General features: G+C 71.3%; 20 protein-coding genes. 11 read left to right on the top strand and 9 right to left on the bottom strand.

Annotated features, from left to right (window positions below):
- Window positions 1-15 precede the first annotated feature (15 nt).
- Both OG254_RS30620 and OG254_RS30615 read right to left on the bottom strand, forming a co-directional pair.
- The gene (locus OG254_RS30620) at window positions 16-963 is read right to left on the bottom strand and encodes a DeoR/GlpR family DNA-binding transcription regulator (protein ID WP_405587983.1); all 948 of its coding nucleotides are present in this window, start codon (window positions 961-963) and stop codon (window positions 16-18) included.
- Window positions 964-1,129: 166 nt separating this feature from the next.
- The gene (locus OG254_RS30615) at window positions 1,130-2,578 is read right to left on the bottom strand and encodes an NAD(P)H-quinone dehydrogenase (RefSeq protein WP_405587981.1); all 1,449 of its coding nucleotides are present in this window, start codon (window positions 2,576-2,578) and stop codon (window positions 1,130-1,132) included.
- Between the two features lie 96 nt (window positions 2,579-2,674).
- On the opposite strand from OG254_RS30615, the gene OG254_RS30610 reads away from it, so the two are divergent.
- The 3 genes from OG254_RS30610 (at window position 2,675) to OG254_RS30600 (ending at window position 5,944) form a co-directional block, all read left to right on the top strand.
- On the top strand, window positions 2,675-3,112 hold the full coding sequence (locus tag OG254_RS30610) for a gamma-glutamylcyclotransferase (RefSeq protein ID WP_147993339.1): 438 nt from the start codon (window positions 2,675-2,677) through the stop codon (window positions 3,110-3,112).
- A 121-nt stretch (window positions 3,113-3,233) separates the two neighbouring features.
- Entirely contained in the window at window positions 3,234-4,058 is an 825-nt protein-coding gene (locus OG254_RS30605; protein ID WP_405587978.1) for a purine-nucleoside phosphorylase, read from the top strand.
- A gap of 254 nt (window positions 4,059-4,312) precedes the next feature.
- Window positions 4,313-5,944, top strand: coding sequence for a phospho-sugar mutase (locus OG254_RS30600; RefSeq protein WP_405587975.1), 1,632 nt, complete (start codon window positions 4,313-4,315; stop codon window positions 5,942-5,944).
- Between the two features lie 173 nt (window positions 5,945-6,117).
- Here the strand turns inward: OG254_RS30600 and OG254_RS30595 are convergent, their stop codons facing one another.
- The 6 genes from OG254_RS30595 to OG254_RS30570 all read right to left on the bottom strand — a co-directional run bounded on the left by OG254_RS30595 (window position 6,118) and on the right by OG254_RS30570 (window position 11,451).
- Entirely contained in the window at window positions 6,118-6,882 is a 765-nt protein-coding gene (locus tag OG254_RS30595) for a hypothetical protein (protein ID WP_405587972.1), read from the bottom strand.
- A complete protein-coding gene (gene pstB / locus OG254_RS30590; protein ID WP_405587970.1) occupies window positions 6,879-7,739 on the bottom strand; it encodes a phosphate ABC transporter ATP-binding protein PstB in 861 nt (286 codons plus the stop codon). Before pstB ends, OG254_RS30595 begins: the two co-directional genes overlap by 4 nt.
- 36 nt (window positions 7,740-7,775) lie before the next feature.
- The gene (locus tag OG254_RS30585) at window positions 7,776-8,168 is read right to left on the bottom strand and encodes a hypothetical protein (protein WP_405587967.1); all 393 of its coding nucleotides are present in this window, start codon (window positions 8,166-8,168) and stop codon (window positions 7,776-7,778) included.
- Window positions 8,169-8,259: 91 nt separating this feature from the next.
- A complete protein-coding gene (locus OG254_RS30580; protein ID WP_405587964.1) occupies window positions 8,260-8,655 on the bottom strand; it encodes a hypothetical protein in 396 nt (131 codons plus the stop codon).
- Window positions 8,656-8,913: 258 nt separating this feature from the next.
- On the bottom strand, window positions 8,914-10,596 hold the full coding sequence (locus OG254_RS30575; RefSeq protein WP_405587961.1) for a hypothetical protein: 1,683 nt from the start codon (window positions 10,594-10,596) through the stop codon (window positions 8,914-8,916).
- Between the two features lie 153 nt (window positions 10,597-10,749).
- Window positions 10,750-11,451, bottom strand: coding sequence for a PH domain-containing protein (locus OG254_RS30570; RefSeq protein ID WP_405587958.1), 702 nt, complete (start codon window positions 11,449-11,451; stop codon window positions 10,750-10,752).
- Between the two features lie 238 nt (window positions 11,452-11,689).
- Between OG254_RS30570 and deoC the strand changes: the two genes are divergently transcribed.
- From deoC to OG254_RS30545, 5 genes are all read left to right on the top strand, one after another.
- The gene (deoC, locus tag OG254_RS30565; protein ID WP_351201618.1) at window positions 11,690-12,655 is read left to right on the top strand and encodes a deoxyribose-phosphate aldolase; all 966 of its coding nucleotides are present in this window, start codon (window positions 11,690-11,692) and stop codon (window positions 12,653-12,655) included.
- A 5-nt stretch (window positions 12,656-12,660) separates the two neighbouring features.
- On the top strand, window positions 12,661-14,097 hold the full coding sequence (locus tag OG254_RS30560; protein WP_405587954.1) for an aldehyde dehydrogenase family protein: 1,437 nt from the start codon (window positions 12,661-12,663) through the stop codon (window positions 14,095-14,097).
- Window positions 14,090-14,983 (top strand): aldehyde dehydrogenase family protein, encoded by an 894-nt coding sequence (locus OG254_RS30555; protein WP_405587951.1) that lies wholly within the window; start codon window positions 14,090-14,092, stop codon window positions 14,981-14,983. Before OG254_RS30560 ends, OG254_RS30555 begins: the two co-directional genes overlap by 8 nt.
- A gap of 183 nt (window positions 14,984-15,166) precedes the next feature.
- Complete coding sequence (locus OG254_RS30550; protein ID WP_405587948.1) at window positions 15,167-15,802, top strand: uridine kinase; 636 nt, start codon at window positions 15,167-15,169, stop codon at window positions 15,800-15,802.
- A 69-nt stretch (window positions 15,803-15,871) separates the two neighbouring features.
- A complete protein-coding gene (locus tag OG254_RS30545; protein ID WP_405587945.1) occupies window positions 15,872-16,228 on the top strand; it encodes a DUF6281 family protein in 357 nt (118 codons plus the stop codon).
- 209 nt (window positions 16,229-16,437) lie between these two features.
- On the opposite strand, the gene OG254_RS30540 is transcribed toward OG254_RS30545, so the two are convergent.
- Complete coding sequence (locus tag OG254_RS30540; RefSeq protein WP_351197631.1) at window positions 16,438-17,184, bottom strand: SigE family RNA polymerase sigma factor; 747 nt, start codon at window positions 17,182-17,184, stop codon at window positions 16,438-16,440.
- 254 nt (window positions 17,185-17,438) lie between these two features.
- On the opposite strand from OG254_RS30540, the gene afsQ1 reads away from it, so the two are divergent.
- Genes afsQ1 through OG254_RS30525 form a run of 3 tightly spaced genes read left to right on the top strand, consistent with a single transcriptional unit; the run spans window position 17,439 to window position 20,295 of the window.
- The gene (gene afsQ1, locus OG254_RS30535; RefSeq protein ID WP_147993330.1) at window positions 17,439-18,116 is read left to right on the top strand and encodes a two-component system response regulator AfsQ1; all 678 of its coding nucleotides are present in this window, start codon (window positions 17,439-17,441) and stop codon (window positions 18,114-18,116) included.
- Window positions 18,113-19,690, top strand: a complete 1,578-nt coding sequence (locus OG254_RS30530) for an ATP-binding protein (RefSeq protein WP_405587941.1) — start codon at window positions 18,113-18,115, stop codon at window positions 19,688-19,690. Before afsQ1 ends, OG254_RS30530 begins: the two co-directional genes overlap by 4 nt.
- Window positions 19,687-20,295 carry a hypothetical protein gene (locus OG254_RS30525; protein WP_405587938.1) on the top strand — a complete coding sequence of 203 codons (609 nt, stop codon included), beginning with the start codon at window positions 19,687-19,689 and terminating at the stop codon, window positions 20,293-20,295. The genes OG254_RS30530 and OG254_RS30525 overlap by 4 nt, the downstream gene beginning before the upstream one ends.
- Window positions 20,296-20,566 lie beyond the last annotated feature (271 nt).

Raw genomic sequence — 20,566 nt, 5'->3', positions numbered from 1 at the left:
GGCGAACAGGCGGCCCTACCGCCGCCGCATATCCGCGACGCGAGCCCGCTCCCGCTCGGCCCCCTGCTCACCCAGCACCGCGGCGGACCTCAGGCCCGCGCCGGCGGCCGGCACCTGACCCCGCCGCGGTCCCGGCAGAGCGCGCCGCCGCGCCGGGACCTCGTCACCCCCCGACGCCCCACTCGCCCCGGCCACGGCGATCTGCACCCCCTGGTCGGCAAGAGCCTGCAGCTCGGTGTGCGCACGGTCGTCATGGGCCGGCGGCTCGTCGGTGACCAGGCGGGTGATGACATCCGTGGGCACCGTCTGGAACATCGTGTCCGTGCCGAGCTTGGTGTGGTCGGCGAGGACGACGACCTCCGCGGCCGCCTGGACGAGCGCCCGGTCGACGGAGGCCGAGAGCATGTTGGACGTGGACAGCCCGCGCTCGGCGGTCAGACCACTGCCGGAGAGGAAGGCCCGCGACACCCGCAGCCCCTGGAGGGACTGCTCGGCACCGCTGCCCACCAGCGCGTAGTTCGACCCGCGGAGCGTCCCGCCGGTCATCACGACCTCGACCCGGTTGGCGTGGGCCAACGCCTGCGCCACAAGAAGGGAGTTGGTCACGACGGTCAGTCCGGGCACCCGGGCGAGCCGGCGGGCCAGCTCCTGCGTGGTGGTCCCCGCCCCGACGACGATCGCCTCGCCCTCTTCCACGAAATTCGCGGCGAGGTCGGCGATGGCCGTCTTCTCGGCGGTCGCGAGATGTGACTTCTGCGGAAAGCCGGACTCCCGCGTGAACCCGCCCGGCAATACCGCACCGCCGTGCCGGCGGTCGAGGAGTCCTTCTGCCTCCAGTGCGCGCACGTCCCGCCGTACGGTCACTTCTGAGGTCTGGACGACGCGGGCGAGCTCACGGAGCGACACGGCCCCGTTCGCTCGCACCATTTCGAGGATCAATTGGCGACGTTCTGCAGCGAACACGAAACTGACAGTAACCCCAACGACCGTCTGGTTTCAGCAGTTTGCGCCGAATAACAGAAGTTGTTCGCACGCAAGGGCAAGGAGTGGTATAGAGCCTAGTCCTGACGCCTATGCCGTACGCATGCTCGACAACTCCCTGTGACCAGCAAGGAGTCGGTTCCGGCCGTCAGAGTTCGCCGCCGGACTTCCGGGTGTGGAGCTGCCGTGCCACCTCGGCGATCGAGCCCGAAAGGGACGGGTACACGGTGAAGGCGTTCGCGATCTGTTCGACCGTCAGATTGTTGTCGACCGCGATCGAGATCGGGTGGATCAGTTCCGAGGCGCGCGGGGAGACGACCACACCGCCGACCACGATGCCCGTACCCGGACGGCAGAAGATCTTGACGAAGCCGTCCCGGATGCCCTGCATCTTCGCGCGCGGGTTGCGCAGGAGGGGGAGCTTGACGACCCGGGCGTCGATCTTGCCGCCGTCGACGTCCGCCTGGGTGTAGCCGACGGTGGCGATCTCGGGGTCGGTGAAGACGTTGGACGAGACCGTCTTCAGATTCAGCGGGGCCACCGCGTCGCCGAGGAAGTGGTACATGGCGATCCGTCCCTGCATCGCCGCGACCGAGGCGAGGGCGAACACGCCGGTCACGTCACCGGCGGCGTACACACCGGGGGCCGTGGTCCGGGAGACCTTGTCGGTCCAGATGTGCCCGGACTCGCGCAGTTTGACGCCGGCCTCCTCCAGGCCCATGCCCTCGGAGTTGGGGATGGCGCCGACGGCCATCAGGCAGTGGCTGCCGCTGATGACACGCCCGTCGGCGAGGGTGACCTCGACCCGGTCCCCGACGCGCTTGGCGGCGGCGGCACGCGAGCGCGCCATGACGTTCATGCCGCGGCGCCGGAAGACGTCCTCCAGTACGGCGGCGGCGTCCGGGTCCTCACCCGGCAGCACGCGGTCGCGGGACGACACGAGGGTGACCCGGGACCCGAGCGCCTGGTAGGCGCCGGCGAACTCGGCACCGGTGACACCGGATCCGACCACGATGAGCTCCTCGGGGAGCTCGGTGAGGTCGTAGACCTGGGTCCAGTTGAGGATGCGCTCGCCGTCGGGCTGGGCGTCGGGCAGCTCGCGCGGGTGACCGCCGGTGGCGATCAGGACGGCGTCCGCGGTGAGGGTCTCCTCGGTGCCGTCGGCGGCGCGGACGACGACCTTGCGCGAGCCGTCGAGGCCCTGCATGCCTTCCAGCCGGCCACGGCCGCGCATGACCCGGGCGCCGGCCCGCGTGACGGAGGCGGTGATGTCGTGGGACTGCGCGAGCGCGAGCCGCTTCACACGGCGGTTGACCTTGCCCAGATCGACGCCCACCACCCGGGCGGGCGTGTCGATGTGCGGGGTGTCGTCGGCGACGATGATCCCCAGCTCCTCGTAGGAGGAGTCGAAGGTGGTCATCACCTCGGCCGTGGCGATCAGGGTCTTCGACGGCACGCAGTCGGTGAGCACCGACGCCCCGCCCAGACCGTCGCAGTCGACGACGGTCACCTCCGCGCCGAGTTGAGCGGCGACCAGCGCCGCTTCATATCCGCCGGGTCCGCCACCGATGATCACGATCCGAGTCACGTAGCCCATTGTCCCGCACGCCTCACCGTGGTACCGCCTGGGGCCCCGCCCGAGACACCACCGTTACGGGAGGGGCACACGATTCTCCTGCCGTACCCTCTCCCCATGTCGCTCTACGCCGCGTACGCCGGCAATCTCGACGCGCGGCTGATGACCCGCCGCGCCCCGCACTCGCCGCTGCGCGCCACCGGCTGGCTGAACGGATGGCGACTGACGTTCGGGGGCGAGCAGCTCGGCTGGGACGGCGCGCTGGCGACGCTCGTCGAGGAGCCGGGCGAGCAGGTCTTCGTCGCGTTGTACGACATCGCTCCCATGGACGAGGACTCCCTGGACCGCTGGGAGGGCGTCGGTCTCGGCATATACCGCCGGCTGCGGGTGCGGGTGCACACGCTGGAGGGCGAGGAGCCGGCGTGGGTGTATGTGCTGAACGCGTACGAGGGCGGGCTGCCGTCGGCGCGGTACCTGGGCGAGGTCGCGGACGCGGCGGAGTCGGCGGGGGCACCGCACGACTATGTGATGGAGCTGCGCAAACGCCCCTGCTGAGGCATACGCCCCTCCTGTCACACCCGTCACACGGTTTCGTTGGAAACGACAAGACAACGATCGCCATCCCGTGAGCTCTGTCATCTACGCGCGTAGGCCCAAACCGGCTACCCTCAGTCGCGTGAACGCATCTCTTCTTCCGGACGACATCCAGGGCGACCCGCACGCCGCCGCCGACGCCGCCGCCTCGCGCCTGCGCGAACTCACCGGCGCCGAGACCCACGACGTCGCCCTCGTGATGGGCTCCGGCTGGGCTCCGGCCGTGGACGCCCTCGGCGCACCCGAGGCCGAGTTCCAGGTCACCGAGCTGCCCGGGTTCCCCCCGCCGGCGGTGGAAGGGCACGGCGGCAAGGTCCGCTCCTACCGGATCGGCAACAAGCGCGCCCTGGTCTTCCTCGGCCGCACCCACTACTACGAGGGCCGTGGCGTGGCGGCGGTGGCCCACGGCGTGCGCACCGCGGTGGCGGCCGGCTGCAAGACGGTGGTCCTCACCAACGGCTGCGGCGGGCTGCGCGAGGGCATGCGTCCCGGTCAGCCGGTGCTGATCAGCGACCACATCAACCTCACGGCGACGTCTCCGATCATCGGCGCGAACTTCGTCGACCTCACCGATCTGTACTCGCCGCGGCTGCGTGCGCTGTGCAAGGAGATCGACTCCACGCTGGAGGAGGGGGTGTACGCCCAGTTCCCCGGCCCGCACTACGAGACGCCGGCCGAGATCCGTATGGCGCGGGTGATCGGGGCGGACCTGGTGGGTATGTCGACGGTTCTGGAGGCCATCGCCGCGCGTGAGGCCGGGGCCGAGGTGCTGGGTATCTCCCTCGTGACGAACCTCGCCGCCGGGATGACCGGTGAGCCGCTCAACCACGAAGAGGTTCTGCAGGCCGGGCGTGACTCCGCTACGCAGATGGGCGCGCTGCTGGCGCGGGTGCTGGGGCGGCTGTAGGGCGTTTCTCGCCCCCGCCGCCCCTACCCGTCCCGTCCCCGGGGGCTGCCGCCCCCGGACCCCCGCTTTCGGCCCTGAAGGGGCCTCGTCCTCAAACTCCCCCAAGCTCTTCGAGCAGGGGGGACCCCCAGACGGGCTGAAATCAGCCTCTCCGGCGTTTGAGGAGCGGGGTCTGGGGCGGAGCCCCAGAAGGATGGGACGGGTAGGGGCGGCGGGGGCGGAACCCAACGACACGAACGAGAGGCTGACCCGACGTGCATGACGACCTCCTCGCCCGGTCCCGGGCATGGCTCGCCGAGGACCCGGACCCGGAGACCCGCGACGAGCTCGCCAAGCTCATCGACACCGGCGACGTCGAAGAACTCGCCGCCCGCTTCAGCGGCACCCTCCAGTTCGGCACCGCAGGCCTGCGCGGCGAACTCGGCGCCGGCCCCATGCGCATGAACCGCACGGTCGTCATCCGCGCCGCCGCCGGACTCGCCGCGTACCTGAAGAAGCAGGGCCACACCGACGGCCTCGTCGTCATCGGCTACGACGCCCGCCACAAGTCGGAGGACTTCGCCCGCGACACGGCCGCCGTCATGACCGGCGCCGGCCTGCGCGCGGCGGTACTCCCCCGCCCGCTGCCCACCCCGGTACTCGCGTACGCGATAAGGCATCTCGGCGCGGCAGCCGGCGTGGAGGTGACCGCCAGCCACAACCCGCCCCGCGACAACGGCTACAAGGTCTACCTCGGCGACGGCTCCCAGATCGTCCCGCCCGCCGACGCGGACATCGCCGCCGAGATCGACGCCGTACGGTCGCTGCACGACGTCCCCCGCCCGGAGTCCGGCTGGGAGACCCTCGACGACAGCGTCCTCGACGCCTACCTCGCCCGCACGGACGCGGTCCTCGCGGCCGACTCCCCCCGCACGGCCCGCACCGTCTACACGGCGATGCACGGCGTCGGCAAGGACGTCCTCCTCGCCGCCTTCGAGCGCGCCGGTTTCCCCACCCCCGCGCTCGTCGCCGAGCAGGCGGAACCCGACCCGGACTTCCCCACCGTCGCCTTCCCCAACCCGGAGGAGCCCGGCGCGATGGACCTGGCCTTCGCCAAGGCCCGGGAGACGAGCCCCGACCTGATCATCGCCAACGACCCCGACGCCGACCGCTGCGCCGTGGCCGTCCCGGACGGCGCGGACTGGCGGATGCTGCGCGGCGACGAGGTCGGCTCCTTGCTCGCCGCCCACCTCGTCGGCCGCGGAGCGCAGGGCACCTTCGCCGAGTCGATCGTGTCCTCCTCCCTCCTCGGCCGGATCGCCGAGAAGGCGGGGCTGCCGTACGAGGAGACCCTCACCGGCTTCAAGTGGATCGCCCGGGTCGACGGCCTGCGCTACGGCTACGAGGAGGCCCTCGGCTACTGCGTCGACCCCGAGGGTGTGCGCGACAAGGACGGCATCACGGCCGCCCTGCTGATCACCGAGCTCGCGTCCGTGCTCAAGGCCGAGGGCCGCACGCTTCTCGACCTCCTCGACGACCTCGCCGTGGAGCACGGCCTGCACGCCACCGACCAGCTCTCGGTGCGCGTCCAGGACCTGTCGGTCATCGCCGACGCCATGCGGCAGCTGCGCGAGCAGCCGCCGACCGAGCTCGCCGGGCTGGCCATCACCCGTGCCGAGGACCTCACCCGGGGCACGGATACGCTCCCGCCCACCGACGGTCTGCGCTACACCCTCGAAGGCGCCCGCGTCATCGTCCGTCCCAGCGGCACGGAGCCCAAGCTGAAGTGCTACCTGGAGGTCGTCGTCCCGGTGGGGACGCACGCCGACCTCCCGGCCGCCCGCGCCAAGGCGGCCGACCTGCTGGCGGCGATCAAGCAGGACCTGTCGACGGCGGCGGGCATCTGAGCCGTACGACCACCGCCTGATCGTTCCCGAAAGGGTGCCCCCATCCGGAGGCACCCTTTCGGGCGACAGGCCGGTTCATGGGGAGTTGGGGTGCCGCATGCTCCCCGGCTGCTCCAGGTGTCCCGCGCCCTTCACACCGAAGCGGGATGCCGCCTGCGGCCCGGGCACGGGGGTCAGATCCGCGTGAGGTAGCTGAACCCGTGTGCCGGTCCCACGCACGACTGAAGGGTGACGTCGCCCCAGTAGAGCCCGGCGGCCGGGGCGCCCCGGCCCGGCGTGACGTAGTGGGCGTACACCTCGTACCGCCAGGTCCCGCGCGGGCCGCTGATCGTGACGGTGGTGCCGACGGGCAGGGTGGCGAAGCGGTCGAACCCGCAGATGTCGTGGCCGACGATCACGGTGGTGCGCATCTCGTAGCCGTTCTCGGTGCCGATCTCGGGCCCGGCCCACTGCACGGCGTCCCGGCAGGCGTCGACCTCGTCCTGCCCGCCCCGCACGATGGGGGCGGACCAGGTGCCGATGCGGATCGTGGGGCGCGTGGGGCGCTGGCTGCTCCGCGGCGCCGCCTTCGGGGTGCGGGAGGTGGGCACGGGGGCGGTGCCCGTGCGGCCGCCGTCGGCGGAGGGTGCCGGGCGGCGGGAGAGGTCGGGTCCGCGCACGCGGTCGCCGGAGGGCCGGGGCGACGGGTGGACCGGGGTGCCGGGCCGCGATGTCGGTGGGGCCGGGACGGATGCGCGGGGTGGCGCGGTGGACGAGGTCGGCTGGGTGGGCGTAGGTGGGGGCGGGGTGGTCGGTGTGGATGCCGTGGCCGCCGTGGAGGGTGCGCCGGTCGCTGCCGTCGGCCCGCCCGCCCCGGCGGCGCCGCATCCCGTGAGCAGGGCCAGTGCGAGCGGTACGACGGCGAGGGCGACCCGTGGGGCCGGACCTCCCCCGGTCATCCGAACCGGCCGTTCACATAGTCCGAAGTGCGCTCGTCCTGCGGGGAGTTGAACATCGCGTCGGTGTCGCCGTGCTCGACGATGACGCCCGGGGTTCCGTGCGAGGCGAGGAAGAAGGCGCAGGTGTCGGAGACGCGGGCCGCCTGCTGCATGTTGTGGGTGACGATCACGATGGTGACCTCGGTCTTCAGCTCGGCGATCGTCTCCTCGATGCGCCGGGTGGAGGTCGGGTCGAGTGCCGAGCACGGCTCGTCCATCAGGAGCACCCGGGGTCGTACCGCCAACGACCGGGCGATGCACAGGCGTTGCTGCTGGCCGCCGGAGAGTGCGCCGCCGGGCTGGCGGAGGCGGTCCTTGACCTCCTTCCACAGGCCCGCCTTGGTCAGGCACTCCTCGACCAGGTCGTCCTTGCCGTCGCGGGTGGCCTTGATGGCGTTGAGGCGCAGACCGGCGAGGACGTTGTCGTAGATCGACATGGCCGGGAACGGGTTGGGCTTCTGGAAGACCATGCCGATCTGGCGGCGGGCGTGGGTGATGCGGCGGCCTCGGTCGTAGATGTCCTCCTCGTCGAGGAGGACGCGTCCGCCGAGGGAGGCCGAGGCGATCAGCTCGTGCATCCGGTTGAGGATGCGCAGGAAGGTCGACTTGCCGCAGCCGGACGGGCCGATGAGCGCGGTGACCTGGCGGGCGGGCATGGTGAGCGAGACCCGGTCGAGGACCTTGTGGTCGCCGAACCAGGCGGAGACCGCGTCGGCGCGAAGGGTGGCGGGGCCGCCCTGGCCGGGGGCGCGGCCGGTGATCTTCCCGGTGGCGGTCCGGGGCTGGGGCAGTGTGTCGGTGAGTTCGGGGCTGGACATGGCCTTGAGGTCAACTCCCTGTGGTCGTCCCGGGGTTCAGAGCAGGTTCGGCAGCAGCGCGGTGATGGCCTGCGCGTCGGCCAGGCCGAGCGCGGCGAGGAGGGGGCCCGCGCAGATCCACGTCTGCCAGCGGCCCCAGACTCGGTACCCGACCACGGTGAGCAGGGCGGCCGGCGGCAGGCCCTGCGTCCACAGGAAGACGGCCAGCCAGGCGCTGTTGTCGATGCCCAGCGCCTCCTCGGCCGGTGCGATCCAGCCGGCGCGCAGTTCGCGCGGCGGGTTGGGCTGGACCGGCGCAGCACCGCGCGGAAGACGCGGTCGGGCAGCCCCGGATCCGCATACAGCCGCCGGGGCACGTCGCTGTCGACGACCCCGGCGGCTGTGGCGGTGACCGGCTGTGGCTGTCTGGCATCTTCTGAACGAAGGCACGTTCCCGACACTCCGGGGCATCGGTTGACATGCCCATCACGAGGCGTGAACGAGAGGTTCCCTGGGGCAACTTCCGTTTACTGCCGACGACTCAGGTCTCGCCCCACAACTCCGGCCCCACATAGGCCAGTTCGGGCAGCATGGCACAGAAGCGCTCGTAGGAGGACCGGCATGTCGCATGCCGCTCGTACGTACGAGCCGATCCGGCCAGATGGGCACCCGAGGTGTCCCACACCGCCCACACCCAGCCGCCGCCCTCGATGCTGTGCTGCACGCCGCCGGCCATGTCGTCATGGCGACGACACAGCCGTAAGAACGCCTCACGGCACCTGTTGTGCGTGTCGTGCGAGGTCAGCGACACGGCGACGGAGCGCCCATTGGACGCCACGAGCCGCCAGCCGAATCCCCCCTCGCCGTTGATGTCGATCTGGCATCTCATGCCCACGACCGCGACTGCGGATCTTCCCGCCTCGCCGGACTGCTCCATGTCCCCACCCCCGCCACCCCACGGACGAATAAACGTGCAGGTAAGGCGCTAGGGGGCGGCAGCAGCAATCTAATGACGCGGGCGTGGCAAAGACCCGACAAAATACCTGCCTGTCACACGCTTCATGTCGAAGTAGCCCCTAGGCAACCCCTAGGACAGCTCCCGAGAAAGCGCTCACTGCACGGAGTGGACAACGTTGCCAAACAGGGGCGGAACCCCGCTACTTGGGTCCCTTGCGGGCACCGCTGCGCACAGCGGTCAGGCCCAGAGCAACAGCGCGGCCCACCCCAGAGCCGTGAGCACCGCGAGCGGCCACAGCGGGCGTCCGCGGCGCCGCTCGTCGGTCAGGCCGGTCGGCCGCAGCGCGGGGTCCCGCCACATGGCGGTGATCTCGCGGGCCAGTCGGTCGTAGGGGTGGACGAGGCCCGCCTTGCGCTCCAGCCACCGCCACCGGAGCGTGTCCACCGACCACTCCCCGAAGGCACTCCGGCGGCTGTCGATCTTCAGCTCGTGCCCCTTGCTCCGAACGATCCGCAGGTCGTCCCAGGCCATCTGGCGCGGCCCGCGCAGCCCGTTGAACCACAGCCCCGCCCGGTCGGCGGTGACCCGCCACGCGAGCTGGCGCGGCACCAGCAGGGCCACGCCGATCCCCAGCGCCCCGCCGAGGAGGTACCGCCACAGCCCGCTCTCGTCCGCGAAGAGGACCCACACCCAGACGGCACCCAGCGCCACGGACAGCCAGTCGGGCCACCCTGCCCGCCACCGCCGCACCTCCACGGCCTCCTGCCCGCGCAGCCGCCCGGCGAGATCCTCGACGGCCGCCCGCCGCCGCTCCTCGTCCGCCACCGCACGCTTCTCCCCCGCGAGCCGACGCCGTACGACCCCCTCGGAGAGCGGCCGCACGGGCCCGGTGGACCGCTCGACGACCGGCTCGACCGGCGCGTCGTCCTCAGCCTCCGCGGGGGCGCTGACCAGCAGGATCTCGGCGCCGTCGCAGGGGAGACCGTAGAGGACGGCTTCGCGTACGGGACCGGGTTCACCGGCATCGAGCCGGTCGAGGATCTCCTGAATCTCGGCGTCGTCCCCCTCGTCGTCATCCCCGCCTTCGCCGTCGCCGTCCTCACCGTCGCCGTCCTCGTCGTCGATCTCCGACGTGGCGACGACGAACAGGGGCCGCACCGCCTCCAGGTCGTCGGCGGCGTACACCTCGGTGTCCAGGTCGGCGTTCTCCCGCACCAGCACCCGCAGCACGGGCACGGGCCCCCGCCGCAGGGAGGTGGCACGCCGGCGCCCGAGTGCCGCGGACAGCAGCAGGGTGACGCCGAGCCCGGCCACGTACCAGCCGAGGGCCGGGGCGAACCCCCGGTCATCGGCGGGGCTCCAGCCCTCGGCGGTGACGACCGGTACGGCACCGGCCACCAGCGGGACGAGCCCGGCCCAGGCGAGGAACGTCCCGCGCCGAATCGGCACACCGCCGTCCGGCAGGGCCCCGGTCACACCCCCGGCGGCAGCTCCGGCCACCGCCCGCTGCCGCCCCCGCGCGACGAGCCGCACCATGGCGGCCACCCACACCACGGCGAGGGCGACCGCGAGGGCCGCGCCCCACGCCCACGACGGGCCGGCCCAGCCGAGCAGGACGACCCCGAGCAGGACCGGCGCCGACAGCCGTACGGCCTCGGGCCGCACCGCCACCCACAGGATCTGAAGGGCGAGACAGGCGGCCACCCACCCCCGCAGCCCGGCGAACAGAGCCAGCCCGCTCACGAGCACCCCGGCCGCGAGTACGAGGGCCGCCACGGCGGGCGTCCCCGCCCGCACCGGCACCCAGCGCGGCGGAAGGGCGGCAATCCAGCGCCGGGCCTGTTCGGCGTCCCAGGGCAGACAGCCGTCGGGCAGGGCGGACTCGGGCAGCGGCACAGGCCGCACGGTGTTCGTAGTCATCGCTCCACAGACACTCGGACCACGCGGGTGGTTGCGGTCCTCGGCTCCGTATCCGGAAATGGGGGACGGTCGTCGTGGCCGAGGTGGTGGCCGATCATGCCCCAGGAAGCTGTGCAGGGCGCCTCGCGCCCCTCACGCCACCACCGGCAGAACTCAGGCCACCGCCAGCAGAATCAGCAGCAGCACAGCGCCCGCGACGACCGGCCCCGCCACCTCGTAGGCCCAGCGCACGGTCACCTCGCCCTGCGCGGACGGCGACTCTTCCCGCTGTTCCAGCAGTTCCCGCAGGTCGTCCATGACCTTGTCGGTCTCGGCCCGCATCGGCCCGTCGGCGTCGACGTCCCCCCGGGGCGCGCCGAACCCGAGCCCGCCGAACGCCGCTCCGCCACCCATGCGACCGCTCCGGTCGCCCCGCGAGGCGGAGCTGCGCTCCGAGGCCGCCCGGGCGGTGCGCCGCGCCGCCTTCTTGCGGGCCCGCAGCGAGACCGGGACCGCCCAGAGCTGGTACTTGGTGCCTGACTTCGCGACGGCCTCGTTCGAGTAGCCGGAGCGCAGTCCGGCGATCTGGCCCCAGGGCAGCACGATCACGCGGAGCGGGTTGCGGATGCGCAGCCGTTCCTCGTTGGCCTGGACGGCGGGGCGCAGGGTGAACGCCGCCACGAGCGGCACGAGGAGGATGAGCGCCGCGAGGGCCAGCCACTGTGTGCGTCCCTCGCCGCGCACCAGGGCGTCGATGCCGAGCCAGAGCACGATGCCGAGCAGGAGGACTCCGCCGACCATGCCCATGGGTGAGCGGTAGACCCGGTCCTTCGACGCGGGGTCCGGGGTGGGGGTCGGGTGCTCGGGGGTCGTCATGTGGCCGATTCTGCCGTATGCCTGCGGCGCTTGGGCGGGGGCCCATTCGCCGTGGGGCTGTGCCTTGTGCGCGGGTGCGGGTCGTGGGGGGCTGGGCGCGCCCACGCGGCGGAGCCGCATATCGATTCAGCCCCGCGCCCCTGAGGGGGTGCGAGCCGGCGGCGTCTCATCGAGCCGTCCGCTATGGAAACGGGTCCTCGGGGTGTACAGCCGCTACGCGCGTAGATATGCTCGTCTGGTGACCATGCCCACCAATGCATCTGCCGCAGCTCACGCACTCACGGACGTCACGGCGTCCGACAGCACGCTGCGCCGTTTCCTCCACGGGCTGCCGGGTGTCGACGCGGTCGGCCTGGAGGGGCGGGCCGCGTCCCTCGGTACCCGTTCGATCAAGACGACCGCCAAGGCGTACGCCATCGACCTCGCCATCTCGATGGTCGATCTGACGACGCTGGAAGGCGCGGACACCCCGGGCAAGGTCCGGGCGCTCGGCGCCAAGGCGGTCCGCCCCGACCCCACCGACCGTACGGCCCCGCCGACGGCGGCCGTCTGTGTCTACCCGGACATGGTGGCCACCGCCAAGGAGGCCGTCGCCGGGTCCAGCGTGAAGGTCGCCTCCGTCGCCACCGCCTTCCCTGCTGGTCGAGCCGCCCTCGGCGTGAAGCTGGCGGACGTGCGGGACGCCGTCGCCGCCGGTGCCGACGAGATCGACATGGTCATCGACCGTGGCGCGTTCCTCGCCGGGAAGTATCTGAAGGTGTACGACGAGATCGTCGCCGTGAAGGAGGCCTGCGGGGCGGCCCGCCTCAAGGTCATCTTCGAGACCGGCGAGCTGTCGACGTACGACAACATCCGGCGGGCGAGCTGGCTCGGCATGATCGGTGGAGCGGACTTCATCAAGACGTCCACCGGCAAGGTCGCCGTCAACGCCACCCCCGCGAACACCCTGCTTATGCTGGAAGCGGTGCGCGACTTCCGTGCCCAGACCGGCATCCAGGTGGGCGTGAAGCCGGCCGGCGGGATCCGGACGACCAAGGACGCCATCAAGTTCCTCGTCCTGGTCAACGAGACCGCGGGCGAGGACTGGCTGGACAACCACTGGTTCCGCTTCGGCGCCTCCTCGCTGCTGAACGATCTGCTGATGCAGCGGCAGAAGCTGGCCACCGGCCGCTACTCCGGCCCCGACTACGTGACGGTGGACTGATCACCATGGCATCGGTATTCGAATACGCACCGGCTCCCGAGTCCCGCGCGATCGTCGACATCGCGCCCTCGTACGGCCTGTTCATCGACGGCGAGTTCGTGGAGGCGGCCGACGGCAAGGTCTTCAAGACCGTCTCGCCGTCCTCGGAGGAGGTCCTCTCCGAGATCGCCCAGGCCGGCGAGGCGGACGTGGACCGTGCCGTGAAGGCCGCCCGCAAGGCCTTCGAGAAGTGGTCGGCGCTGCCCGGCTCCGAGCGCGCGAAGTACCTCTTCCGCATCGCCCGGATCGTCCAGGAGCGGGCCCGTGAGCTCGCCGTCCTGGAAACCCTGGACAACGGCAAGCCGATCAAGGAGACCCGCGACGCGGACCTCCCCCTGGTCGCCGCGCACTTCTTCTACTACGCGGGCTGGGCCGACAAGCTCGGCCACGCGGGCTTCGGCGCGAACCCGCAGCCGCTGGGCGTGGCCGGCCAGGTCATCCCGTGGAACTTCCCGCTGCTGATGCTGGCGTGGAAGATCGCCCCCGCGCTCGCCACCGGCAACACGGTGGTGCTCAAGCCCGCCGAGACGACCCCCCTCTCCGCGCTCTTCTTCGCGGACATCTGCCGTCAGGCGGGCCTGCCCAAGGGCGTCGTCAACATCCTTCCCGGATACGGCGACGCGGGCGCCGCGCTCGTCGCGCACCCGGACGTGAACAAGGTCGCCTTCACCGGCTCCACGGCCGTCGGCAAGGCGATCGCCCGGACCGTCGCCGGCAGCCGCAAGAAGGTCACCCTGGAGCTCGGCGGCAAGGGCGCCAACATCGTCTTCGACGACGCCCCGATCGACCAGGCGGTGGAGGGGATCGTCAACGGGATCTTCTTCAACCAGGGCCAGGTCTGCTGCGCGGGCAGCCGTCTGCTGGTGCAGGAGTCGATCGAGGAGGAGCTGCTGGATTCCCTCAAGCGCCGCCTCTCCACGCTCCGCCTCGGCGACCCGCTGGACAAGAACACCGACATCGGCGCGATCAACTCCGAGGAGCAGCTGTCCCGGATCACCTCGCTCGTCGAGGCGGGCGAGGCGGAGGGCGCCGAGCGCTGGTCGCCGGCCTGTGACATCCCGGAGAGCGGCTACTGGTTCGCCCCGACGCTCTTCACGAACGTCACCCAGGCGCACCGCATCGCCCGCGACGAGATCTTCGGCCCAGTGCTGTCGGTCCTGACGTTCCGCACGCCGGACGAGGCCGTCGCCAAGGCCAACAACACGCCGTACGGCCTGTCGGCGGGCATCTGGACCGAGAAGGGCTCGCGGATCCTCGCCGTGGCGAACAAGCTCCGGGCCGGTGTCGTCTGGTCCAACACGTTCAACAAGTTCGACCCGACGTCGCCGTTCGGCGGCTACAAGGAGTCGGGCTTCGGCCGCGAGGGCGGCCGTCACGGCCTGGAGGCGTACCTCGATGTCTGATGTGACCCGACTCTCCGTCTTCAAGACCTACAAGCTGTACGTCGGCGGGAAGTTCCCGCGTTCCGAGAGCGGCCGGGTGTACGAGGTGAGCGACTCCAAGGGCAACTGGCTGGCGAACGTCCCGCTGTCGTCCCGCAAGGACGCCCGTGACGCCGTGGTCGCCGCCCGCAAGGCGTTCGGCGGCTGGTCCGGCGCGACGGCGTACAACCGCGGTCAGATCCTCTACCGCATCGCCGAGATGCTGGAGGGCCGGCGCGAGCAGTACGTCCGCGAAGTCGCCGACGCCGAGGGCCTGTCGAAGTCGAAGGCGGCGGCACAGGTGGACGCGGCGATCGACCGCTGGGTCTGGTACGCGGGCTGGACGGACAAGATCGCCCAGGTCGTGGGCGGCGGCAACCCGGTCGCGGGCCCGTTCTTCAACCTCTCCTCGCCGGAGCCGACGGGCGTGGTCACGATCGTGGCCCCCCAGGAGTCCTCCTTCCTGGGCCTGGTCTCGGTCGTCGCCCCGGTGATCGCGACGGGCAACACGGCGATCGTGGTGGCGTCGGAGAAGGCCCCGCTCCCGGCTCTCTCCCTAGGCGAGGTTTTGGCCACGTCCGACCTTCCCGGCGGTGTGGTCAACGTCCTGTCCGGCCGTACGGCGGAGATCGCGACGCCGCTGGCCGCGCACCAGGACGTCAACGCGATCGACCTGGCCGGCGCCGACGACGTACTGGCGAAGGAGCTGGAGATCGCCGCGGCGGACAACCTCAAGCGCGTCCTGCGTCCACAGCCTGTGGACGACTGGTCGGCCACGCCCGGCATCGACCGCATGACGGCGTTCCTGGAGACCAAGACGGTCTGGCACCCGACGGGTTCGCTGGGCGCGTCGGGCTCGTCGTACTGACGGCGGCCCCTCGAACCGGAGAGCCGCGTTCCCCCTCCGTCCAGGGGGAGCGCGGCTCTCTGCCGTCGCGCGGGAACTCAGGGTACCGAGGTGAACGCGAGATGTAGTCGAGGTGTGACGCGCACTGCAAACGCGGTACGCCGGGTCGTATCCCGCCCTGGCGATGCCTCACACTGGTGTCCCGTGAGTTCCCCTTCGCCCATATCGAAGCGAGTCGTGCTGCTCTGCGGCCCCTCCGGCTCCGGCAAGTCCCTTCTCGCCGCCCGCTCCGGTCTTCCGGTACTGCGGCTCGACGACTTCTACAAAGAGGGTGACGACCCGACCCTGCCCCAGGTCCCCGGGAGCTGCGACATCGACTGGGACCACCCCGAGTCGTGGGACGCGGACACGGCCGTCGCGGCGATCGCCGAGCTGTGCCGCACGGGCCGCACGGACGTGCCGCTCTACGACATCTCCCTCAGCGCCCGCACCGGTGTGGAGACGGTCGAGATCGGGCGCACGCCGCTCTTCATCGCGGAGGGCATCTTCGCGGCGGAGATCGTGACCCGCTGCCGTGAACTCGGCGTACTGGCGGACGCGCTGTGCCTGAGCCGGGGCCCGGTGAAGACCTTCCGCCGCCGCTTCGTCCGCGACCTGAAGGAGGGCCGCAAGTCGGTGCCCTTCCTCCTGCGCCGCGGCTGGCGCCTGATGCGCCTGGAGCGCTCGATCATCGCCCACCAGACGTCCCTGGGCGCCCACGCCTGCGACCGCGACGAGGCCCTGGGCCGCCTGACCGCGGCCGCGGCGGGCCGCTGCCCGGCGGCCACTCCGGCGAGCTGAACGAAGTCGGCGCCCACGGCGTCGTAGGACCGTGAGAAACGGTCCCGTGGCCTCGTGGGAAGGAAGCCGATGACCAGTGCCCTGCAGACCGGCCGACGTCTGCTCCCGGCCGCCCTGCTCCTCCTCGCGGCCGTCGGCTGCGCACAGCAGGGCGTCACGGAGCCGGACGGTGCGGCGCAGGCCTCCTGCGCCTATGTGGTGACGTACGCCGAGCGCTCCTATCTGGGCGTCGCGAACACCGACTTCACCGTCGGAAAGAAGCTGGGCACCGCCACGGTCCCGGAGTGCGACGACACCCCCGGCGACCCGGAAGGTGCCGTCCCCGAGGGCAGGATCACCGCGTACGCGGTCGAGGGGATGGACCCGGCCGTCGCCATCGCAGTGGGCGACACACCCGCCGAGGCGACCCTGATGAAGGTCCACTGACCGCACACACGAAGAAGCGGGACTGGACGGACCCCCCGGCCCTCCAGCCCCGCTCTCGTTGTGCTCCGCCCACGTCCCCCGTGGCGGAGCACCCCCCGTTCCCCCGTACTTCCCCCCTCGGTGTTTCCCCCGTCAGGTCCCCCGTTGGCCCCCCGACCCCCGGTGGGTCCCCCACTTGTTACCGCTCCCCCGCGGTCCCCCCCGAACCTTCAGGCGACAAGCTCCCCGAAGGCGTCCTCCTCGTCACGGCCGAAGCTGAGGACCTCGTCCTCGCGCAGCCGGCGGAGCGACCGCCAGATGCTGGACTTCACCGTGCCGACACTGATGTCGAGGATCTCCGCGATCTCCGGGTCGGTGCGGCCCTCGTAGTAACGAAGGACCAGCATCGTCCGCTGGAGTTCGGGCAGCCGGGCCAGCGCCTGCCACAGGACCGCGCGCAGCTCCGTGCCGCGCATCGCGTCCGTGTCGCCCGGCGTCTCCGGCAGCTCCTCGGTCGGGTACTCGTTCAGCTTGCGGCGGCGCCACGCGCTGATGTGCAGGTTGGTCATCGTCCGGCGCAGGTAGCCCCCGACGGCGGCCTTGTCACTGATCCGGTCCCAGGCCCGGTAGGTCGAGAACAGTGCGCTCTGCAGCAGGTCCTCGGCCTCGAAGCGGTCCCCGGTCAGGTGGTAGGCGGTTGCGTACAGGGAGGCGCGGCGCTCCTGGACGTAGGCGGTGAACTCCGCCTCCGACAGCGAGCGGCGCTGCTCCCCCGAGTCCTCCCTGTACGCGGCACCCCCGTGCGTTTCCCCCGTGAAACCATCAACCACCGTCATGTACGCGGTGTGCTGACGCCCGGCGCCGCGAGCGCACCCCCGCCCGCTCACGGCACCGGACTTCTCGGAACCCCGGCCCCCGTTCACGTCGTGCAGACGCGTGATCACTGCGCTGGTGCTGGTGCCGTGCAGCGTATTCATCTCGCGCCCCCCGTCGTGGACTTCCGGTGTTCTGCTTGGTACGGCTTGCTGTGTTGCGTCCTGCTGTCTTGCCTACGCCGAGAAGCTTGCCCGGGCACCTTCATGGCCGTGTCCGCCGACTGTCACAGACCTGTCACAGGGGCCGGTGCCAGGACCGGCACAGCGCGAGCACAGCCAACAGCGCTACGCGCACGTATCCCTACTGCTCGTACAGGTGTCGAAACACCACCCCCACATGGGCCAGAATGACCCCCGTGCCTTCCCTGTTGCTGATCGAGGACGACGACGCCATCCGTACGGCCCTGGAGCTCTCACTGACCCGCCAGGGACACCGTGTGGCCACCGCTGCCACCGGCGAGGACGGTCTGAAACTGCTGCGTGAACAGCGGCCGGACCTGATCGTGCTGGACGTGATGCTGCCCGGCATCGATGGCTTCGAGGTGTGCCGTCGTATCCGGCGCACCGACCAGCTGCCGATCATCCTGCTGACCGCGCGCAACGACGACATCGACATCGTGGTCGGACTGGAGTCCGGCGCGGACGACTACATCGTCAAACCCGTGCAGGGGCGGGTCCTCGACGCCCGCATCCGGGCCGTGCTGCGGCGTGGGGAGCGGGAGTCCAACGACGCGGCGGTCTACGGCAGCCTCGTCATCGACCGCGCCGCGATGACCGTGACGAAGAACGGCGAGGACCTCCAGCTCACCCCGACCGAGCTGCGCCTGTTGCTGGAACTGAGCCGCCGGCCGGGCCAGGCCCTGTCCCGCCAGCAGCTCCTGCGCCTGGTCTGGGAGCACGACTACCTGGGCGACTCCCGGCTCGTGGACGCCTGCGTCCAGCGCCTGCGCGCCAAGGTCGAGGACGTCCCGTCGTCCCCCACGCTCATCCGTACCGTCCGTGGTGTCGGCTACCGCCTGGACGCGCCTCAGTGACAGACGCGCAAGGGGGTCTCCGCGGCTGGGCCGCGGCTCGCAAGGGAGTGTGGTCGAGGCTGCGTTTCACCAGCCTGCGCCTGCGCCTGGTGGTCGTCTTCGGCCTCGTGGCGCTCACGGCCGCGGTATCGGCCTCCGGCATCGCCTACTGGCTCAACCGCGAGGCGGTCCTGACCCGGACGCAGGACGCGGTGCTGCGTGACTTCGAGCAGGAGATGCAGAATCGCGCGGGCCTGCTGCCCGAGGCGCCGACGCAGGACGAACTCCAGCACACCGCGGGCCAGATGGCCAACAGCAGCCAGCGCTTCTCCGTCCTGCTGGTCGCCCAGGACGCGGAGGGCAGTCCGGCCTACGGCAGCTCCGGCGGCCTGGACGGCTTCACGCTCGCGGACGTGCCCAAGTCCCTGCGCACCGCGGTGAACGAGAAGCAGCAGGTCAACTCCACCAACAAGGCCGAGTACCACCTGTACTGGCAGCGCATCGTGGAGGACGACACCCCGTATCTGATAGCCGGCACCAAGGTCAACGGCGGCGGCCCGACCGGCTACATGATGAAGTCCCTGGAGCAGGAGGCCAAGGACCTCAACTCCCTCGCCTGGTCGCTCGGCATCGCCACGGGCCTCGCCCTGATCGGCTCCGCGCTGCTCGCGCAGGCCGCCGCCACGACCGTACTGAAGCCCGTGCAGCGCCTCGGCGTCGCCGCCCGCCGCCTCGGCGAGGGCAAGCTGGACACCCGCCTGCGGGTCTCCGGCACGGACGAACTGGCCGATCTGTCCCGGACGTTCAACAACGCCGCCGCGGCGCTGGAGAAGCGGGTGGACGACATGGCCGCACGGGACGAGGCGTCCCGCCGCTTCGTGGCCGACATGTCCCACGAACTGCGCACACCGCTCACGGCGATCACGGCCGTGACAGAAGTACTCGAAGAAGAGCTGGAGGCGGAGTCCGGCTCGATGGACCCCATGATCGAGCCCGCCGTCCGCCTGGTCGTCAGCGAGACGCGCCGCCTCAACGACCTCGTCGAGAACCTCATGGAGGTCACCCGCTTCGACGCGGGCACGGCCCGCCTGGTCCTCGACCACGTCGACATCGCCGACCAGATCACGGCCTGCATCGACGCCCGAGCCTGGCTGGACGCGGTCGACCTGGACGCCGAGCGCGGCATGATGGTCCGCCTCGACCCCCGCCGCCTGGACGTCATCCTGGCCAACCTCATCGGCAACGCCCTCAAGCACGGCGGCTCACCGGTGCGCGTGACGGTCCGCGAAGAGGACGACTCACTCGTGATCGACGTAAGGGACCACGGCCCGGGCATCCCCGAGGACGTCCTCCCCCACGTCTTCGACCGCTTCTACAAGGCCAGCGCCTCCCGCCCCCGCTCCGAGGGCAGCGGCCTGGGCCTGTCCATCGCCCTGGAGAACGCCCACATCCACGGCGGCGAGATCACCGCCGCCAACTCCCCCGAGGGCGGCGCGATCTTCACCTTCCGCCTGCCCCGGGACACGTCGGATCCGACCCCCGACCCGGACGGCGACGAAACCGAGGGCAAGGACACGAAGGAGGGGGACGCATGATGAACAAGCGCCGCCTCCTCATCTGCTCCGCTCTGTCCGCCGCTCTCCTCACCGGCTGCGGCATACGCTCCACGGAGGTACCGACCGACTTCGGCCCCGCCCCCTCCCGGGTGCGCTGCTCACTCTCCGAACCGAACGTCTCGACACAGGCCGAGCGGGGCCTCCCGGTCCAGGTGTTCCTGCTGTGCGGCTCACAACTGGTCGCCGTGGACCGGACGGTACGCGTACCGGACGGCACGGCGGACTCCGCACGCCGCGTCCTGGTGGCCCAGGGCCTGCTGGACGAGCTGGAGGCGACGCCGTCGCCCACCGAGAAGGAGGCCGGCTACACCACGGACGTCCGAGGCGCCATGGGGGTCACCGGCCCACGCCCCGTCGACCCCGACGAAACCCTGCGCCTGAGCACACCCCCCAACGACCTCACGTCCTACGCCCTGGCCCAGATCGTCTGCACGTTCTCGGACTCCTCGGCAGCCGAGGGCGACGGCTCGGTCATCCTGGGCGGCCCATCCGCCGAGCCCCCGAGCCGCTACGAGTGCACGGACGAGGTCCGCACCAGACCGGGCAGCAACGAGCCCCCGTCGACCGAGGTAACGGACGACTGAAGACGCCGCACCCCCACGGCGCGGCAGCCGCGAACGGCGGCAAGGGGACGTGCCGGGGGGGTCCGCCCGCAGCGGCGGGCGTCAAAAAGACAGCACCTCTCTGAGGCACAGCAACCGCCCGGCCGAGGACGAACACCCCCCGGCACGGCCCCGACCCACCACACAACCGTTGGCGCTGCGCGCACCCCCACCGAACCGGCACAGGCGCCGCGGGCATCAACGCGCACCCCCACCCAACGGCACCCGTGTGGCAGACACCTCACACGGTTCC

This window comes from Streptomyces sp. NBC_01092 (assembly GCF_045039535.1).
GTDB lineage: Bacteria > Actinomycetota > Actinomycetes > Streptomycetales > Streptomycetaceae > Streptomyces.
This window is presented reverse-complemented; position numbering and strand designations above follow the sequence as displayed.

Coding starts and splice junctions, on each gene's coding strand:
- OG254_RS30615 (WP_405587981.1), bottom strand. CDS start 2,578: ATGGGCTACGTGACTCGGATCGTGATCATCGGTGGCGGACCCGGCGGA.
- OG254_RS30610 (WP_147993339.1), top strand. CDS start 2,675: ATGTCGCTCTACGCCGCGTACGCCGGCAATCTCGACGCGCGGCTGATG.
- OG254_RS30595 (WP_405587972.1), bottom strand. CDS start 6,882: ATGACCGGGGGAGGTCCGGCCCCACGGGTCGCCCTCGCCGTCGTACCG.
- pstB (WP_405587970.1), bottom strand. CDS start 7,739: ATGTCCAGCCCCGAACTCACCGACACACTGCCCCAGCCCCGGACCGCC.
- OG254_RS30580 (WP_405587964.1), bottom strand. CDS start 8,655: ATGGAGCAGTCCGGCGAGGCGGGAAGATCCGCAGTCGCGGTCGTGGGC.
- OG254_RS30575 (WP_405587961.1), bottom strand. CDS start 10,596: ATGACTACGAACACCGTGCGGCCTGTGCCGCTGCCCGAGTCCGCCCTG.
- OG254_RS30570 (WP_405587958.1), bottom strand. CDS start 11,451: ATGACGACCCCCGAGCACCCGACCCCCACCCCGGACCCCGCGTCGAAG.
- OG254_RS30560 (WP_405587954.1), top strand. CDS start 12,661: ATGGCATCGGTATTCGAATACGCACCGGCTCCCGAGTCCCGCGCGATC.
- OG254_RS30555 (WP_405587951.1), top strand. CDS start 14,090: ATGTCTGATGTGACCCGACTCTCCGTCTTCAAGACCTACAAGCTGTAC.
- OG254_RS30545 (WP_405587945.1), top strand. CDS start 15,872: ATGACCAGTGCCCTGCAGACCGGCCGACGTCTGCTCCCGGCCGCCCTG.
- OG254_RS30540 (WP_351197631.1), bottom strand. CDS start 17,184: ATGAATACGCTGCACGGCACCAGCACCAGCGCAGTGATCACGCGTCTG.
- OG254_RS30525 (WP_405587938.1), top strand. CDS start 19,687: ATGATGAACAAGCGCCGCCTCCTCATCTGCTCCGCTCTGTCCGCCGCT.